Annotated in this window: 18 protein-coding genes; 13 read left to right on the forward strand and 5 right to left on the reverse strand. The window is 68.9% G+C overall.

Annotated elements, in window-relative coordinates; translation table 11 throughout:
• Positions 1-61: 61 nt before the first annotated feature.
• The gene (locus tag ACZ5BU_RS24055; protein ID WP_465702290.1) at positions 62-1,078 is read left to right on the forward strand and encodes an ATP-dependent metallopeptidase FtsH/Yme1/Tma family protein; all 1,017 of its coding nucleotides are present in this window, start codon (positions 62-64) and stop codon (positions 1,076-1,078) included.
• Positions 1,075-2,058 (forward strand): AAA family ATPase, encoded by a 984-nt coding sequence (locus tag ACZ5BU_RS24060; protein WP_465702292.1) that lies wholly within the window; start codon positions 1,075-1,077, stop codon positions 2,056-2,058. Before ACZ5BU_RS24055 ends, ACZ5BU_RS24060 begins: the two co-directional genes overlap by 4 nt.
• On the opposite strand, the gene ACZ5BU_RS24065 is transcribed toward ACZ5BU_RS24060, so the two are convergent.
• Positions 2,051-2,890: a helix-turn-helix transcriptional regulator gene (locus tag ACZ5BU_RS24065; protein ID WP_465702293.1), complete on the reverse strand. Its 840-nt coding sequence runs from the start codon at positions 2,888-2,890 to the stop codon at positions 2,051-2,053. The two genes, ACZ5BU_RS24060 and ACZ5BU_RS24065, sit on opposite strands and share 8 nt — an antisense overlap.
• Positions 2,891-2,990: 100 nt before the next feature.
• On the opposite strand from ACZ5BU_RS24065, the gene ACZ5BU_RS24070 reads away from it, so the two are divergent.
• Positions 2,991-3,905, forward strand: coding sequence for an alpha/beta hydrolase (locus ACZ5BU_RS24070; RefSeq protein WP_465702294.1), 915 nt, complete (start codon positions 2,991-2,993; stop codon positions 3,903-3,905).
• On the opposite strand, the gene ACZ5BU_RS24075 is transcribed toward ACZ5BU_RS24070, so the two are convergent.
• Entirely contained in the window at positions 3,879-5,318 is a 1,440-nt protein-coding gene (locus tag ACZ5BU_RS24075) for a DUF4832 domain-containing protein (protein ID WP_465702296.1), read from the reverse strand. The two genes, ACZ5BU_RS24070 and ACZ5BU_RS24075, sit on opposite strands and share 27 nt — an antisense overlap.
• A 70-nt stretch (positions 5,319-5,388) precedes the next feature.
• A complete protein-coding gene (locus tag ACZ5BU_RS24080; protein ID WP_465702297.1) occupies positions 5,389-6,573 on the reverse strand; it encodes an ROK family protein in 1,185 nt (394 codons plus the stop codon).
• Between the two features lie 181 nt (positions 6,574-6,754).
• Here ACZ5BU_RS24080 and ACZ5BU_RS24085 point away from each other — a divergent pair, with 181 nt between their 5' ends.
• Complete coding sequence (locus tag ACZ5BU_RS24085; protein ID WP_465702298.1) at positions 6,755-7,735, forward strand: Gfo/Idh/MocA family protein; 981 nt, start codon at positions 6,755-6,757, stop codon at positions 7,733-7,735.
• 14 nt (positions 7,736-7,749) lie between these two features.
• Positions 7,750-8,742 (forward strand): Gfo/Idh/MocA family protein, encoded by a 993-nt coding sequence (locus ACZ5BU_RS24090; RefSeq protein ID WP_465702300.1) that lies wholly within the window; start codon positions 7,750-7,752, stop codon positions 8,740-8,742.
• Here the strand turns inward: ACZ5BU_RS24090 and ACZ5BU_RS24095 are convergent.
• On the reverse strand, positions 8,739-9,650 hold the full coding sequence (locus ACZ5BU_RS24095) for an SDR family oxidoreductase (RefSeq protein WP_465702302.1): 912 nt from the start codon (positions 9,648-9,650) through the stop codon (positions 8,739-8,741). The genes ACZ5BU_RS24090 and ACZ5BU_RS24095 overlap by 4 nt on opposite strands.
• 88 nt (positions 9,651-9,738) lie before the next feature.
• Here ACZ5BU_RS24095 and ACZ5BU_RS24100 point away from each other — a divergent pair, with 88 nt between their 5' ends.
• From ACZ5BU_RS24100 to ACZ5BU_RS24130, 7 genes are all read left to right on the forward strand, one after another.
• Positions 9,739-10,302 (forward strand): TetR/AcrR family transcriptional regulator, encoded by a 564-nt coding sequence (locus ACZ5BU_RS24100; RefSeq protein ID WP_465702303.1) that lies wholly within the window; start codon positions 9,739-9,741, stop codon positions 10,300-10,302.
• 92 nt (positions 10,303-10,394) lie between these two features.
• Entirely contained in the window at positions 10,395-11,141 is a 747-nt protein-coding gene (locus tag ACZ5BU_RS24105; protein WP_465702304.1) for an SDR family oxidoreductase, read from the forward strand.
• Entirely contained in the window at positions 11,138-11,344 is a 207-nt protein-coding gene (locus tag ACZ5BU_RS24110) for a hypothetical protein (protein ID WP_465702305.1), read from the forward strand. Before ACZ5BU_RS24105 ends, ACZ5BU_RS24110 begins: the two co-directional genes overlap by 4 nt.
• Positions 11,337-12,206, forward strand: a complete 870-nt coding sequence (gene sigJ / locus ACZ5BU_RS24115; protein WP_465702307.1) for an RNA polymerase sigma factor SigJ — start codon at positions 11,337-11,339, stop codon at positions 12,204-12,206. The genes ACZ5BU_RS24110 and sigJ overlap by 8 nt, the downstream gene beginning before the upstream one ends.
• A 14-nt stretch (positions 12,207-12,220) precedes the next feature.
• Positions 12,221-12,574: a sigma-70 family RNA polymerase sigma factor family protein gene (locus ACZ5BU_RS24120; RefSeq protein WP_465702308.1), complete on the forward strand. Its 354-nt coding sequence runs from the start codon at positions 12,221-12,223 to the stop codon at positions 12,572-12,574.
• A gap of 44 nt (positions 12,575-12,618) precedes the next feature.
• Positions 12,619-13,683 carry an LLM class flavin-dependent oxidoreductase gene (locus ACZ5BU_RS24125; protein ID WP_465702309.1) on the forward strand — a complete coding sequence of 355 codons (1,065 nt, stop codon included), beginning with the start codon at positions 12,619-12,621 and terminating at the stop codon, positions 13,681-13,683.
• The gene (locus tag ACZ5BU_RS24130; protein WP_465702310.1) at positions 13,680-14,354 is read left to right on the forward strand and encodes an NADPH-dependent F420 reductase; all 675 of its coding nucleotides are present in this window, start codon (positions 13,680-13,682) and stop codon (positions 14,352-14,354) included. Before ACZ5BU_RS24125 ends, ACZ5BU_RS24130 begins: the two co-directional genes overlap by 4 nt.
• On the opposite strand, the gene ACZ5BU_RS24135 is transcribed toward ACZ5BU_RS24130, so the two are convergent.
• Positions 14,318-15,193, reverse strand: coding sequence for an EamA family transporter (locus tag ACZ5BU_RS24135; protein WP_465702312.1), 876 nt, complete (start codon positions 15,191-15,193; stop codon positions 14,318-14,320). The genes ACZ5BU_RS24130 and ACZ5BU_RS24135 overlap by 37 nt on opposite strands.
• Positions 15,194-15,265: 72 nt before the next feature.
• On the opposite strand from ACZ5BU_RS24135, the gene ACZ5BU_RS24140 reads away from it, so the two are divergent.
• Positions 15,266-16,129: a LysR family transcriptional regulator gene (locus ACZ5BU_RS24140; RefSeq protein WP_465702313.1), complete on the forward strand. Its 864-nt coding sequence runs from the start codon at positions 15,266-15,268 to the stop codon at positions 16,127-16,129.
• The last annotated feature ends 51 nt before the right edge of the window (positions 16,130-16,180 follow it).

The following is a 16,180-nucleotide window of genomic DNA, read 5'->3' on the forward strand; positions in this document are numbered from 1 at the left end:
GTGCTCTGGTCATGTCCCGGAATTGCTGGGTCCCGGCGGGTTGAGGTCCTATGTTTGCTGCATGAGCGAGAAGGAACCGCCGGCCAAGGACCAGGCCTCCGACCCGAGCGGTGCGGACCAGAACAGCGACCGGAAGAGCAACGGGTCGCAGCGACCGCCGCACAAGCCATGGCGGACAGAGGGCCTGCCGGCCGGGCACGGGGACGACGACAAGCCGCCGCGGCCGCGCTGGTGGAAGTGGGCGGCGTGGATCATCGGCGGCTACCTCGTGCTGTTCCTGCTCACCACGGCACAGGACCAGATGTCCGGTGCCGAGCAGACGATCGCGTACACGGACTTCACCACGCAGGTGCAGAAGCAGAACGTCGCCGAGATCTTCTCCCGCGGCGACACGATCGAGGGGCGCCTGAAGCAGGCGGCGGACATCCCGGGCAAGAGCGGGTCGACGTACACGAAGTTCACCACCGAGCGGCCGACGTTCGCGAACGACAACCTGTACGGCGACCTGCAGAAGGGCGGCGCCACCGTTCGGGCCACGCCGGTGGTTGCGCAGCGCGGGGTGCTGTGGAACCTGCTGATCTCGCTCGGCCCGTTCATCCTGATCGCGGCCTTCTACTTCTGGCTGTTCCGGCGCAGCCGGGCCGGTGGCGGCATCGGTGGTATCGGCGGGCTGCTCGGCGGCGGTGGGCAGCAGAAGAAGCCGGTCGACCCGAGTACGGTCCGGGTCACATTCGCGGACGTGGCCGGGATCGACGAGGTCGAGGCGGAGATCGAGGAGGTCGTCGACTACCTGAAGGATCCGGACAAGTACCGGCGGCTCGGCGCGCGGGCGCCGAAGGGCGTACTACTGGCCGGCGCACCTGGTACGGGTAAGACGCTGCTGGCGCGGGCGACCGCGGGTGAGGCCGGAGTACCGTTCTTCTCCGCCAGCGCCTCGGAGTTCATCGAGATGATCGTGGGGGTCGGCGCGAGCCGGGTGCGGGAGCTGTTCGGCGAGGCGCGGAAGGTGGCGCCGGCGATCATCTTCATCGACGAGATCGACACCATCGGCCGGCCCGCGGCGGTGCGCGTTCGGTGAGCGGGCACGACGAGGGTGAGCAGACGCTGAACCAGATCCTCACCGAGATGGACGGCTTCTCCGGCACCGAAGGCGTCGTGGTGCTGGCCGCCACGAACCGTGCCGACGTCCTCGATCCGGCCCTGCTCCGCCCGGGACGCTTCGACCGGACGATCACGGTGCACGCGCCCGACCAGCCGGGTCGCGAGGCGATCCTGAAGGTGCACGCCCGTGGAAAGCCGCTGGCACCGGACGCCGACCTGGCCGCGATGTCGCGGTCCACGCCGGGCATGACCGGCGCGGACCTCGCCAACCTGCTGAACGAGGCGGCCCTCGCGGCGGCCCGGCAGGGCGAGTCGCAGATCACCATGCGGGACCTGACCGACGCGCTCGAGAAGGTCCAGCTCGGTACGGCGCGCAACGTCGTGATGCCGCAGGAGGAGCGCCGGCGGACGGCGTACCACGAGGGCGGGCACGCCCTGCTCGGCATGATCCAGAAGGGCGCCGACCCGGTCCGGAAGGTGTCGATCATCCCGCGCGGCCGGGCGCTCGGCGTGACGCTGTCGACACCGGAGACGGACCGGTACGGGTACGACGTGGACTACCTCCGCGGCCGGATCATCGGCGCGCTCGGCGGGATGGCGGCCGAGCAGGAGATCCTCGGCGTCGTCACCACCGGGGCGGAGAGCGACCTGGAGACCGCGACCCGGATCGCCCGCTCGATGGTCGGCCGCTGGGGCATGTCCGAGGCGATCGGCCCGGTGTCGGTCCTTCCCGCCGAGGGCGACGCCCGGATGGCGGGCGTGTCGGACGAGCTGCTGAACACGGTCGACGAGGAGGTACGGCGGCTCATCGAGCAGTGCTACGCCGACGCCCGCCGCCTGCTCCGCGAGAACCGCCCGAAACTCGACTCGATCGCCGAACAACTCCTCGAACACGAAACCCTCGACGAGGCCGACGCCTACTCCGCCGCCGGCATCACCCGCGACGTGGTCAGGTGACCGGGCTCACGCTCGTCCACTGCAGGAGGAACTGGAGGCCGTCGTACGACGGGGTGCCGGGTTCGGCTGTGTAGGCGACCAGCAGTTGTTCCGGGTGGGTGTCAACGGTGAACTGCTGTACGTCGAGGGTCAGCCGGCCGGCGGCCGGGTGGTTGTAGGTCTTCGTCAGTTGCCGTGGGCCACGGACTTGATGGGTGGCCCACCAGTTCCGGAAGTCCGGGTCCTGGACGCTCAGTTCGCCGACCAGCGAGTTGATCCCGGGGTCGTTCGGGGTGCGGCCGGCCTCCATCCGGAGTACGGCGACGCATTCGCGGGCGGCCCGGGCCCAGTCGTCGTACAGCGCCCGTACGTGCTCGTCGAGGAACGTCAGCCGGATCAGGTTGCGGTGTTCGGGAGGTAGCGCGCCGAAGTCCGTGAGGAGGGCGGCGGCGCCGGGGTTCCACGCGAGGACGGCCATGCCGCGGTGCAGGACCATGGCCGGTACGTCGTGCATCCGGTCGAGGAGTTGCTGCAGCTGCGGGGCGACCTCGGGCTGGACCGGACGGCGCGTGGAGGCCGGGGCGACATCGGCGACGGTGAACAGGTACGAGCGTTCGTCGGGCGCGAGCTGCAGCGCGTCCGCCAGGGCGTCGAGGACCGGGCGCGAGACGCGGCGGGTGCGGCCCTGTTCGAGGCGGACGATGTAGTCCACGCTGACGTGTGCGAGCTGCGCGAGCTCCTCCCGGCGCAGCCCCGGCACCCGCCGCATCCGCCCGTCGTCCGGCAGTCCCGCCTGGGCGGGCTCGAGAGCCGCGCGCCGGGACCGGAGGAATTCGCCGAGCTCGTTGTTCATGGTTCCAGTGTGCTGGGTTGGCGCCGGCTGTGCCTGGTACTGGCTTGCATACGCAGGACTCTCCCTGGAACACAGCCTGCCCGGAGGCGAGCTTGGAGACATGCAAACCAACGTGAACTTCGTCAGCGGCGGTCTGAAGATCGCCGGACAGCTCTACCTTCCAGAAGCCGACGGCCCGCGGCCGGGGATCGTGGTCGGTCACCCGGGAACCGGTGTGAAGGAGCAGGCCGCGGGGCTGTATGCGCGGCTCCTGGCCGAGCAGGGATTCGTGGCGCTGGCGTTCGACGCGGCGTACCAGGGGGAGAGTGACGGGCTGCCGCGTGGGCTGGAGGATCCGGCGCAGCGGGTCGAGGACCTGAAGGCGGCGGTCTCCTACCTGACCACCCGTACCGAGATCGTCGACCCGGACCGGATCGGTGCCCTGGGCATCTGTGCGTCCGGCGGGTACGGGCTGGTCGCCACGGCCACCGATCCGCGGATCAAGGCGCTCGCGACGGTCAGCGCGGTCGACATCGCGCGCCAGTTCCGTCTCGGTGCCGATGGGACGCAGGACCCGTCCGTCTTCGCGGGTCTGCTCGCGGCCGCGGCGGCTGCTCGTACGGCGGAGGCGCGCGGGGCCGGCGTACAGGCGTTCGACCTGTTCCCCGCGACCGAGGAAGCGGCGCGGGCCGGTGGGCAGCACGTGTACGAGGGCTGGGAGTACTACTGCACGCCCCGCGGGCAGCACGAGCGCTCGACCAAGTGCCTGCCGTGGGTCAGCGTCGATCGCATCGCCGCCTTCGACGCCTTCCAGGTGGTCGACCGCCCGCTGTTGATGATCGCGGGCCGGGACGCGGTCACCTCCTGGATGAGCGTCGAGGCGTTCCAGCGGGCGAGTGGACCGAAGGAGTTCACCTGGATCGACGGCGCCAGCCACGTCGATCTCTACGACCGGAAGGAATACGTGACGCCTGCGGTCGCCAAGATCAGTGCCTTCTACACCGAATCGCTATCTGATGGTCACGGTTTGCTGTAGATCGTTGTAGCCGGTGGTCGGCTGCCAGGTTCCGTTGTTGGCCAACCTCAGTGCATAAACGGCGTTGTAGGTCTCGGCGGAGCCTGGCAGTTTTGCCTGCGACTGCAGCTTCGGATCGGCGATGTTGAGCAGCACCTTGTAGGTTCCCGGTACTGGGGGAGCTTGCACTGCCCAGTTCAAGGTTGTCAGGGCACCGGCGCTCCAGCGGCGGGGATCGGCGGGGACGTCGTACTTGAAGGTGTGCCTGCTGTTCTGGAAGATCAGCTGCACCTGCCGAGGGTTGTAAGGCGCTGCCCACCCGTCGTTCCGGAGCTGCACGTTGACCTTCACCGTGTCACGTTGTGTCGACACAGTGGATTGTGTGAGCGCGAACCGGTAGCCGAGCTTCTGCTTGGCGATCTCGATGTTCGAACCCCAACTGGCCAGCACATCCGGGTGGTACTCGATGTTCAGGAACGAGAAGTGCAGCCGCGCCATCTCGGCCGATGCCGACGGCCACTCCGACCGCGGCGGGTTCACGCCACACGTCTCGCCACCCTCCGGCACGTAATTGGTGTCCTGGGCAACGAAATCCTTGTCCAGCTCGATCGGGTCGCTCAGGTACGTCCCGTAGTCGTCCGGGCTGGCCAGGAAGCAGTCGTTGTGTTGCCCGATCCGCGCGACGGCCGACCCGTCGTACGCCTGCTCCGCGGTGAGACCACCCGCGGTCCCGGTCGGTACGCCGTACATCCGTTGCTTCATGTACGGCGTCCGTACCTGGACCATCTTGTCCTTCGGCAGCGCCTGGAGCAGCGCGTCGATCACGGCCTTGCGGTCGGCCCAGTTCTGGTCGGAGACCTGGCTCGGGTCGGCCGGGTTCGAGAAGTAGTCGGTGTAGTAGCCCTCACCCCAGAGGCCGACGAACCCGGACTGGACGACCGCGATCATGTCGGCGTTCGCTCGCAGGATCGGCGTGAGCTGCTTGATCTGCTTGACCACCCGGGAGACCGGCGCGTCCCCGTACGGCGTCGGGGGCGGCCAGCCGTCGCCGGGGAGCGCGTAGGCGAACCGGACGATCATCTTCACGCCCGCGGCGCGGGCCGTGTTGAAGTCGGCCTGCATCAGGTCGAGGTAGTGCTTGTCGATCACGTCCTGCTTGGCGAACTTCTCCAGGTAGAACAGCCGGAGGATCTGGGTGATGTGCTCCTGGGTACGGAAGTTCCGCAGGGTGGTGACGTTCAGCGGGACGTAGCCGGAGTTGTCGGCGTAGTAGTGCGTCTCGGCGTGGTGGTAGAAGCCGCGCTCCTGGTTGGCGATCACCTCGTCGTTCGTCGTGTAGGTGACGGTTGTGCCGGGTGCTGCGTCGTGGGCCATGGCTGCTTGAGCCGGTAGCAGCAGAGCGATGGCTGTGAGGGCTGTGACGAGCCGTCTCATGAGGATCTCCTAGCTGACAGCGAGCGGGTGCAGGAGCGATGAGATAATCATGGAGTCCAGGGAAATTATGTCAAGGTCTGAGCCCGTTGGTGATGGTCGCCTGCACCTCGTCCAGCGCCAACCGGACAGCGCCCAGCGCCACTCCTTCGTCCGCCAACGCCGACACCCGGATCTCCGGCGTCCGGAGGCACCACCGATCCAGCTCCCGCCGCAACGGCTCCACCAGCACGTCCGCCGACCGCGAGAACCCACCCCCGATCACCACCAACTGCGGGTCCAGCGTCAGCACCAACGCAGACGTGCCGATCGCAAGGTCCTTCACATACCGCTCCACAGCCGCCGCCGCACTCTCATCACCCGCCCGAGCAGCAACAAACACCTGCTCAAACCCACTGGCTGCCGGTGTGGGTGGGTTGTTGGTCAGCCAGGTGTGGAGGTGGGTGGGGGCATCCTGCCAGCCAACTGCCGGGAGGGCGCCGATTTCGCCGGACCAATTGGCGAAGCCGCGGTGGAGTTTGCCGTCGATGATCAAACCGGCGCCGGTGCGCAGTCCGGCGAGCAGGAAGACGACATCCTTCGCGTAGCGCGCAACTCCGCGCCACGTTTCTGCGAGCGCTGCGAGCTTGCAGTCGTTCTCGACGCGCACCGGCCCCGGCACCAGCCGTCGTACGTGAGCCGTCAGGTCCACCCCGGTCCACTCCGGCACCGAATCCGACAACATCACCTTCCCGGCCCCGTCCACGAGCCCGGTGGTAGCAACCCCCGTCGCCCAGATCTGAGCAGCCCCACCACCCGCCCCCACGGCGGCCCTACCGGTGGTTGCGCGTGGCTGGATGCCGGTGGCGGTGAGGGCTGTGATGACGCACTGGTCGAGGGCTGCCAGGCGTTCGCGGCGGCCGGCGTTGGCGGGTACGTCGACTCGAGCCTGGTGGAGGACCTCGCCGTCCAGGTCGGTGACCAGCGCGAGGATCTTGTGGCCGCCTACGTCGACGCCGAGGAGGCGGCCGGCGCCGGCGTTGAAGCGGTAGCGGCGGGCGGGCCGGCCCACCGAGCCCGACGCCGGTGCCACCTCAGCCAGCCACCCGCGGCCGAGGAGGTCGCGGGCGACGTCTTCGGTGGAAGCGCGCGACAGACCTGTGCGTTTCGACAGCTCCGTCAGCGTCAGTGGCTGATCTCCGCGCAGTTCCCGCAGTACGGAGACCGCGTTCAGCTGGCGCAGCCGCGACAGATCCCCGCCGACCGGCTGTTCGGACATCGCGGCACTCCTCTCCGTAATCCAGGACTCCTGGATAACTATAAGCACTCGGATTGCGCACGGGTCTCAGCGTGTGAACGGCCCGGGAACACCTCTGTTGCGGACTCCTGACAACGTTGTACCGTGATCTGCCGACGGTCGATCAGAAACGTTTCCGCAGGCTCCACTGAGGAGGACCAGCGTGTCCAATCCACTGAAGATCGCGACGCTCAGCTTCTGGCACGTCCATGCCGGCGACTACTCGAAACAGGCCCAGGCACACCCCGGAACGGAGTTGGTGGCCGTCTGGGACGACGACGCCGAGCGCGGCCGCGAAGGCGCCGAACGGTTCGGCGTGGAGTACGTCGACGACCTGGACGCCCTACTGGCGCGCGACGAGCTCGACGGCGTGGTGATCACGACGCCGACCGACGTACATCGTGACGTGATGGTGCAGGCGGCCCGGGCAGGCAAGCACATCTTCACCGAGAAGGTGCTCGCGCCGACGGTCGCCGAGGCCGAGGAGATCGTCGCCGCCACCGACGCGGCCGGGGTGAAGCTGATCGTCTCGCTGCCGCGGCTGTACCACGGTTACACGACCGCGATCCGCGAAGTACTCGACAAAGGCACGCTCGGCACGCTGACCTACGGCCGGGTCCGCCTCTCGCACGACGGCGCGATCGGGCGCGACGGCAAGGAGGGCTGGCTACCGCAGCGGTTCTTCGAGCCGAAGGCCGCGATCGGCGGCGCGCTCACCGACCTCGGCTGCCACCCGGTGTACCTGACCCAGCTCTTCCTCGGCGCACAACCGGAGACCGTGAGTGCGACGTACCGCTCGGTCGCCGGGCGCGGTCTGGAAGACAACGCTGTCGTGGTGGCCGGGTACGGCGACCAGCGAATCGGGGTGATCGAGGCAGGGTTCGCGAGCAACAACCCGTTCACGATCGAGCTGTTCGGGACCGACGGGACGCTGACGTACACGGATGCGGGGAACGTGCTCCTGGTGAACGGCGAGCAGGTCGACGTACCTGAAGACTCGCCGGACGCGTTCGCGCAGTGGGTCGATCACATCAACGACAACACGCGGGCCGACGACAACATCGCGCGTGCAGTCGAGTTGACCCGCCTGGTGGTGGCGGCGAATACGGCGGCCGAATCCAACCGAGTGATTTCCTACAGCTGATCGGGGAGAAGCAGATGATCAAGGTTGGGTTGATCGGGGCGGGTGGGATCGCGTCCGCGCACATCGAGGGCTACAAACAGCATGCCGACCGGATCGGTGTCACCGCGGTCGCGGATGCGGTCGAGGAGACTGCGAAGAAGCGCGGCGAGGAACTGGACGCGGCGGCGTACACCGACTACAACGAGATGCTCGCGAACGAGGAACTGGACGCGGTCGACATCTGTCTGCCGCACTACCTGCACCGCGACGCGATCGTCGCCGCAGCCGAGGCGGGCAAGCACATCCTCTGCGAGAAGCCGCTGTGCCTGTCCGCGGAGGAGGCAGCGGACGTCCGCAAGGCGGTGACCGAGAACGGCGTGACGCTGTTGTGTGCGCACAACCAGCTGTTCATGCCGGCGGTCGCCAAGGCCCGGGAGCTGTTGCAGGCCGGCACGATCGGCACCGTCTACGAAGTACGGACGACCGACAGCTTCTACAACGACTTCGACCCGGGCTCGATGGGCTGGCGGGCGAGCAGCAAGACGAGTGGTGGCGGCGAGCTCATTGACACCGGGTACCACCCCACCTATCTGATGCTGCACCTGGCCGGCGGCATGCCGGTCGAGGCGACCGCGATGCTCTCCACGCACCGGTTGAAGTTCATGGAGGGCGAGGACTCCGCGCAGGTCCTGATCAGGTTCGACAACGGAGTCGTCGGACAGCTTATGACCAGCTGGGCGTACGAGCCGGCCGCGTCCACCGAGCGGTTCTCCGCCGTCGGCGAGCTGGGCTCACTGACCAGCGACGGTACGACGCTCTCGTACCACCTGCGCTCCGGCGAGACCGAGACCTTCGAGTTCGAGCCGGTCGACACGTTCGTCGCCGAGATCGGGCACTTCGCCGACTCGCTCGACGGTCAGCAGCGGCCGCTGCACACCGAGGAGGAGGGGATCGCCGTTCTCGGCATCCTGCTCGCGGCGTACGAGGGCTCGAGGTCGAAGACGATCGCGCCGGTCCTGAAGGTCTAGACCTCCTTGAAGTAAAAGCCTTCCGCGAGGTCGGCGAGCAGGTCCGGGTGGGTGGGCTGCCAGTCGAGCAGCTCACTCGTCCGGACCGCGGACGTCGGGATGTCCATCGTCACGAACCGGCTGAGGAATCCGAGGTACTGCGGTGCCTCCTCCGCACTGACCGAACGGACCGGCAGGCCGGTGCCGCGACCGATCGCCTCGGCGATGACGCGGAGCTCGATACCCACGTCCTGAATGGCGTGCAGCCGGCTCCCCGCGGGCGCGGACTCCAACGCGAGCCGGTAGAGCCGGGCCGCGTCGAGCGTGTGCACCGCCGACCAGCGGTTCGTCCCGCCGTCGACGTACGCCGAGAAGCCGTTCGTACGGGCGAACGAGATCAGCGCGGGCGCGAAGCCGTGATGGTCGAGACGGCTGTGGGTGATCGGCGGCAGCCGGAGTACCGACGAGCGGACGCCCTTGCCGGCCAGGTCGACGACGAAGTTCTCGGCGTCGATGCGGTAGCCGCCGTTCGGGTCGAAGTCTTCCTCGGTCGCGACCCGGTCGTGGACGACGCCGGCGAGCATGCCGGTGCCCGACGTACTGACCAGAGGCTTGTCGGTGCCGGCCAGTACGTCGCCGATCGCCTGCAGGGCGGCGAGGTCCGACTCCGCGGCGGCGGCCATGTCACCGGCCATCATCGCGTCGTGCCGGAACGCGAGGTGGACGACGCCGTCCGCGGCGCCGGCCGCCGCGCGCAGCCGGTCGAGGTCGTGCAGGTCGCCGCGAACGACTTCGGCGCCCCAGTCGGTGAGCCGCCGCGCCGACTCGTCGGAGCGGGCCAGGCCGAGCACCTGGTGACCGTTGTGCAGGAGCTCCGGGACCAGCGCCGAGCCGACGTGTCCGGATGCTCCGGTGATGAAGATGCGCATCAGAGATTCCTTCCGAATGATGTCATTGACTGACATCAGCGATGCTACACCCTGATGTCACTTGATGACATCGGCTAGGATCGACCCCATGGGACGGTGGGAACCGGACGCGGCCGGACGGCTGCGGGAGGCCGCGATGGCGCTGTACGCCGAGCGCGGGTACGACGGCACGACCGTCGCCGAGATCGCCGACCGGGCCGGAGTCACCGCGCGGACGTTCTTCCGGCACTTCGCGGACAAGCGTGAAGTACTGTTCGCGGGCTCCGAGGTGCTCCAGCAGACGATGGTTGCCGCGCTCGCGGCCGCGCCGGCGGACGCGACGCCGATGGAGGCGATCACGATCGCGGTGCTCGCGTCGGCCGATTTCTTCGGCGACATCCGCCGCGACTACTCCCGCCGGCGCGCCGCGGTGATCACCTCGACCCCGGAGCTGCTGGAGCGCGAGCTGATCAAGATGGCCAAGCTGACCAGGGCACTCGGTCAGGGCCTGCTCGAGCGTGGTGTCGCGCCGGACGTCGCCGCACTGGCGGCCGAGACCGGGGTCGCGGTGTTCCGGGTCTCGTTCGAGCGCTGGATCACCGCGCCGGACGACGTACCGATCGTGGACGTCATCCGGGCGACGTTGAAGAATCTCGCCGCGCTCACCGCCTAGCCTCCCAGGCCGCGAAGCGCCGACCTCGTCACAACTTGCCGGGCTGCCCTGTCTTACCTGTGACAGCGCACATCGAGCGAAGGAGAGCTGTGATGAGGATCGTCGTGATCGGCGGCACCGGTCTGATCGGTACGAAGCTGGTGGCGAAGCTCACCGAGCACGGGCACGAGGCGGTGCCGGCGGCGCCGAGCACCGGCGTCGACACGATCACCGGCGAGGGGCTGGCGGACGTGCTGAAGGGCGCCGACGTGGTGGTCGACGTGGCCAACTCGCCGTCGTTCGAGGCCGGGCCGGTGATGGAGTTCTTCAAGACCTCGACCGCGAACGTGTTGCAGGCCGAGGACGCGGCCGGGGTGCGGCACCACGTCGGCATCTCGATCGTCGGCACCGAGCGGCTCGCCGACAACCACTACTTCGCGGCGAAGATCGCGCAGGAGGAGCTGATCAAGGCGTCCGGGATCCCGTACTCGTTGGTGCACGCGACGCAGTTCATGGAGTTCGTCGCGGCGATCGCCGACGAGGGCACCTGGGACGACGGCAAGGTGCACATCGCGCCGGTCGCGTGGGCGCCGATCGCGGCCGAGGACGTCGCGAAGAACCTTGGCCGGGTTGCCGTCGGCGAGCCGCTGAACGCGCGGATCGACATCGCCGGGCCGGACGAGTACCGGATGGACGAGTTCTTCCGGAAGGCGCTCGCGCAGCGCGGCGACACCCGCGAGGTGGTGACCGACGTACACGCGAAGTACTTCGGCTCCGAGCTCACCGAGCGCAGCCTGGTCCCGATCGGCGAGGCCACGCTGGGCGAGCTGCACTACGACGACTGGTACGCGGCGCAATGACGAACGAATCCGAGTTCCTGCGCGCGCTGGACGTCGAGGTCCAGGCCGACCTCCAGCTGGACGCCTCGGCCACCTCGCCCGAGGAGGAGTCGCCGGCCGAATGGCTCCTCGACCCGTACGAGGCCGAGGCCGAGTCTGCGGACCTGAACAGTCTGCACGGCGCGGTCGAGGCGCTGGAGTCGTATCGTCCCAGTGATGACTGACAACCTCGATGACGCGGTGGCGATCTTCCACCAGGTGCGGCCGCGCCTGATGGGGATCGCGTACCGGATGCTGGGCAGCCACGCCGAGGCCGAGGACCTGGTCCAGGAGGTGTGGCTGCGCTGGCAGGCCACCGACCGCAGTACGGTCCAGAGCCCGGTGGCGTACCTGTCGACGGCGGTGACCAGGCTCGCGATCAACGCGAGCCAGTCCGCGCGCGCTCGCCGGGAGACGTACATCGGTCCGTGGCTGCCGGAGCCGGTCGACACCAGCGCCGACCCGTACCTCGGTGCCGAGCACGGGGAGGCGCTGAGTTTCGCGGTGCTGCTCGTGCTCGAGCGGCTCACGCCGACCGAGCGAGCGGCGTACATCCTGCGCGAGGCGTTCGACTACCCGTACGGCGAGCTGGCGACCGTGCTGCAGTCGACCGAGCCCGCCGTACGGCAGCTGGTCAGCCGGGCACGGAAGCGGATCCGCGCGGAACGCCGTACCGAGGTGACCGGATCGCAGCAGCAGAAGTTGCTGACGGCATTCATCGCGGCTGCCAGGGCGGGTGACGTCGGCGCGCTCCAGGAGCTGCTGGCGACGGACGCGATCAGCTACTCCGACGGCAACGGGGCGCGGCAGGTGTCGAAGTTCCCGGTGGTCGGGTACGAGCGCGTGGCGAAGTTCTACCGGGCCTTCCACCAGCACTTCTGGGTCGGCGTCGAGGTCGAGTTCGGTACGGCGAACGGCCGCGCCGTGGCGATGCTCCGGCGCGACGGCGGCGACGTGTTCGCGGTCTGTACCGTCACCGCGTCGGCCGATGGGATCGACGAGGTGCTGTGGCAGATGAACCCGGCCAAGCTCACCGCGATCGCCTGAGCGGGGAGGTGCCTGTGTTCAGGGGTGATCATGCCGTCGTCCACCGGTTCGCCACCGCGTGCCGGGCCGGCAGCAGTGGGGCGATCCGGAGCTTGCTCGCGGCAGAGGTGACAGCGGTCAGCGACGGCGGCGGGCAGGTGGCGGCGGAGTTGGAGCCGGTCCACGGTCCGGCGCAGGTCGCCCGGTGCCTGACCGACCTGTTGCGCCCCGAGATGGCGTTGACGGTCGAGGCCGTCAACGGCCGGCCGGGCGTCGTACTGCGTTCCGTCGATCGCGTGGTCGCGGTGATGAGTCTGAAGGTCACCGGCCCGAAGGTCTCCACGGTCTGGATCGTGCTGAACCCGGACAAGCTGCGGCACTGGGAATGAACCCCGGCGGGTCTGGTGTTGACATGTCAACCTAGACTTTCGCTGTGGTGAGTGAACAGGAGCGTGCAGAGATGGCCGACGTGGCCTTTGGGCTGGATACCTTCGGCGATATTCCGGTCGACGACAGCGGTGCGCCGGTGACCGCGGCCGCGGCGATCCGGCAGGTGGTGGACGAGGCGGTGCTGGCCGACCAGATCGGTGTCGACGCGATCGCGCTCGGGGAGCACCACCGGGCCGAGTTCTCGATCTCGACGCCGGAGACGGTGCTGGCCGGGATCGCGACCAGGACGTCGAACATCAAGCTCGGCTCCGGCGTGACGGTGCTGAGCTCGGACGACCCGGTGCGGGTGTTCCAGCGGTTCTCGACCGTGGACGCGCTGTCGAACGGCCGCGCCGAGGTGATCCTCGGGCGCGGCTCGTTCACCGAGTCGTTCCCGCTGTTCGGGTACGACCTGGCCGACTACGACAAGCTGTTCGAGGAGAAGCTGCAGCTGTTCGTGCAGCTGCTCGACGAGAAGCCGGTGACCTGGGAAGGCACGGTGCGGGCCGCGCTCGACAACGCCGACGTCTACCCGAAGACCGAGTCCGGCCGGCTGACCACGTGGGTCGGCGTCGGCGGGTCGCCGCAGTCGGTCGTCCGTACGGCGTACTACGGGCTGCCGTTGATGCTCGCGATCATCGGCGGCTCGCCGGAGCGGTTCGCGCCGTACGTCGACCTGTACCAGCGGGCGGCGCAGGAGTTCGGTACGGTCGCGCACCCGGTCGGGATGCACTCGCCGGGGTTCGTCGCGGAGACCGACGAGCAGGCGAAGGAGATCTACTACGCGCCGTACAAGGTGATGCGCGACCGGATCGGCGCACTCCGCGGCTGGCCGCCGCTGAAGCGCGAGGAGTTCGAGTCCGAGGTGCTGCACGGGTCGATGTACGTCGGGTCGCCGGAGACGGTGGCGAAGCGAATCGCCGGCGCGGTGCAGGCGCTCGGCGTGAAGCGGTTCGACCTGATCTACTCCGGCGGCCCGCTGCCGGTGAGCGCCCGGATGAAGGCGGTCGAGCTGTACGGGACCAAGGTCGTCCCGCTGGTCCGCGAGATCCTGGCGGAGTCGAAGTGACGACTGTCGGGATTCTGGGGGCCGGGAAAGTCGGGACGGTACTTGCCCGGCTCGCGGTCGCGGCCGGGTACGAGGTACTGATCGCCGGGTCCGGTGACGTCTCGAAGATCGCGTTGATCGTGGAGGTCGTGACGCCCGGCGCGGTGGCGGTGACCGCGGAGGAGGCTGCTGGGGCCGACGTGGTGATCCTGGCGCTGCCGCTCGGGAAGTACCGGACGATCCCGGTGGACGCGCTGCGCGGGAAGCTGGTCGTGGACGCGATGAACTACTGGTGGGAGATCGACGGGATCCGCGACGACCTCACCGACCCGCGGACGTCGTCGTCGGAGATCGTGCAGGAGTACCTCCCGGAGTCGCGGGTCGTGAAGGCCTTCAATCACATGGGCTACCACGACCTGGACGAAGGACCCCGCCCGGCCGGCGCACCGGACCGCAAGGCGATCGCTCTCGCCGGTGCGCCTGCCGATGCGGAGCAGGTCGCGGCGTTGGTCGATGCCCTGGGGTTCGATCCGGTCGTCGCCGGTCTGCTTGCCGAGGGCAAGCGTCTCGAGCCCGGCACCGAACCGTTCGGCGCCAACGTCGACGCCTCGGAACTGCGCGCCATGCTCGCCCGCTACCCGGAGACGCTCCGCGGTCAGGAGGTCGCGCAAGCCCGGGCGTCCGTCGCTTGAGCCGGCGCCACGGGACGTACGGCCGCGCGTTCGGCGCCGGTGCCTGCGGCGACCACGCAGCCGATGCCGGCGAGCTGGAGGAGGCCGGGGGACTGGCTGAGCAGTAGCCAGCCGATCAGCAGGGCCAGCGCGGGCTCGAGGCTCATCAGCGTGCCGAAGACGCCCGCGTCCAGGCGGCGTAGCGCGAGGTACTCGAGGCTGAACGGGATCACCGGAAGCAACAGCGCGAGCCCGAACCCGATCGCGACCAGCTGCCAGGTCATGACCGGGATCGTCGCCGGTCCGGCGACGGCCGTGGCCACGACGGCGGCGACCGGGAGCGAGACACCCATACCCTGCAGACCGGTGACGCTGCTGCCCACGTGCTGAGTCAGGACGATGTACGCCGCCCAGCACGCGGCTGCACCGAGCGCGAACAACACGCCCACGCCGTTCACCGTGCCGTGCCACGGCTGCGTCAGGAGCAGTACGCCGGCGAACGCCAGCGCCGGCCAGATCAGCCGACCGCGACTCCGCAGTACGGCGACCGTCAGCGGACCGAGGAACTCCAGCGCGCTCGCTGTACCGAGCGGCAACCGCGCTGCGGCGGCCATGAACAGCAACGTGACGCCCGCGGTCGCGATGCCGAGGCCCACCGCGGCCAGGAACGAGCTCCGGTCGAACGAGCTCGGCCGCGGACGGAAGAGTACGAGCACGATCAGCCCCGCACACGCCAGTCGCAGCCAGGCGGCGCCCTCCGGCCCGATCCGATCGAACAGCCCGACCGAAGCCGCCAGCCCCAGCTGGACCATCGTCATCGACAGAACCGCGAAGGCGATCCCGGTGTCCCGTGTGCGCATGTCCTCCAGTGAAGCTCGCTCATTCGTTTGCGTCCACGTGAGAATCCTGGACGAATCGTTCATGATTGCTGAATGGACGTACGACGCCTCGAACTCCTGCTCGCGCTCTCGCGGCTCGGCTCGATGCGTGCGGTCTCGGAAACGTTCGGCGTCACCACGTCGACGGTCTCGCAACAGATCGCCGCGCTCGCCAAGGAGGCAGGCCTGCCGCTGATCGAGCCCGACGGCCGGCGCGTCCGCCTCACGCCGGCGGGCCGCCGGCTGGCCGGTCACGCCGTCCACATCCTGGCTGCGCACGAAGCGGCCCGCGCCGACCTCGACCCGTCCGCGGAGCCCGCCGGTACGGTCCGGATCGCCGCCTTCCACACGGCGATCCGCGACACGTTGCTGCCCCTCGTACCGCGATTGCCGCCGGCGGTCCGGGTGGAGATCCAGGAACAGGAACCGCCCGACGCGCTGGCGATGCTCGAGCGCGACCAGGTCGACCTCGCGCTGACGTACGACTACAACCTCGCGCCCGCCGTACTCGACCCGGCGCTCGAGTCGCGACCGTTGTGGGAGTCGACCTGGGCCCTGGCGGTGCCGTCCCATTCCCGCCGTACCCGCGGTTCGGCGGTCGACGTCGTCTCCGCGTTCGCCGACGGCGACTGGATCGTCAACTCCCGCAACGACGCCGACGAGCGGGTGCTCCGGACCATCGCCGGGCTGGCCGGGTTCGAACCCCGGGTCACGCACCGCGCGGACAGCCTGGCCCTCGTTCAGGACATGATCATCGCCGGCCTCGGCGTCGCCCTGATGCTCGCGTCCTACCCGAAGACGACCGGCGTCTCGCTGCGTGCCCTCCACGACCCGGAACCCCGCCTGAGAGCCCGCGCTGTGACCCGCCGGGCACACACCACCTGGTCACCGTTGGCGCTTGTGATCGGAATGCTCTAGGAATGTCACAGGGAGCCGCAGTCAGTTGTCTACCTCACTGAGGACGACGGA

The sequence above is a fragment of the Kribbella sp. NPDC031520 genome, from assembly GCF_055580825.1.

Excerpts from the sequence above, each read along its gene's own strand:
- ACZ5BU_RS24055 (WP_465702290.1), top strand. The coding sequence starts at position 62 with ATGAGCGAGAAGGAACCGCCGGCCAAGGACCAGGCCTCCGACCCGAGC.
- ACZ5BU_RS24070 (WP_465702294.1), top strand. The coding sequence starts at position 2,991 with ATGCAAACCAACGTGAACTTCGTCAGCGGCGGTCTGAAGATCGCCGGA.
- ACZ5BU_RS24140 (WP_465702313.1), top strand. The coding sequence starts at position 15,266 with ATGGACGTACGACGCCTCGAACTCCTGCTCGCGCTCTCGCGGCTCGGC.
- sigJ (WP_465702307.1), top strand. The coding sequence starts at position 11,337 with ATGACTGACAACCTCGATGACGCGGTGGCGATCTTCCACCAGGTGCGG.
- ACZ5BU_RS24065 (WP_465702293.1), bottom strand. The coding sequence starts at position 2,890 with ATGAACAACGAGCTCGGCGAATTCCTCCGGTCCCGGCGCGCGGCTCTC.
- ACZ5BU_RS24080 (WP_465702297.1), bottom strand. The coding sequence starts at position 6,573 with ATGTCCGAACAGCCGGTCGGCGGGGATCTGTCGCGGCTGCGCCAGCTG.
- ACZ5BU_RS24075 (WP_465702296.1), bottom strand. The coding sequence starts at position 5,318 with ATGAGACGGCTCGTCACAGCCCTCACAGCCATCGCTCTGCTGCTACCG.
- ACZ5BU_RS24090 (WP_465702300.1), top strand. The coding sequence starts at position 7,750 with ATGATCAAGGTTGGGTTGATCGGGGCGGGTGGGATCGCGTCCGCGCAC.
- ACZ5BU_RS24135 (WP_465702312.1), bottom strand. The coding sequence starts at position 15,193 with ATGCGCACACGGGACACCGGGATCGCCTTCGCGGTTCTGTCGATGACG.
- ACZ5BU_RS24095 (WP_465702302.1), bottom strand. The coding sequence starts at position 9,650 with ATGCGCATCTTCATCACCGGAGCATCCGGACACGTCGGCTCGGCGCTG.
- ACZ5BU_RS24110 (WP_465702305.1), top strand. The coding sequence starts at position 11,138 with ATGACGAACGAATCCGAGTTCCTGCGCGCGCTGGACGTCGAGGTCCAG.
- ACZ5BU_RS24100 (WP_465702303.1), top strand. The coding sequence starts at position 9,739 with ATGGGACGGTGGGAACCGGACGCGGCCGGACGGCTGCGGGAGGCCGCG.
- ACZ5BU_RS24105 (WP_465702304.1), top strand. The coding sequence starts at position 10,395 with ATGAGGATCGTCGTGATCGGCGGCACCGGTCTGATCGGTACGAAGCTG.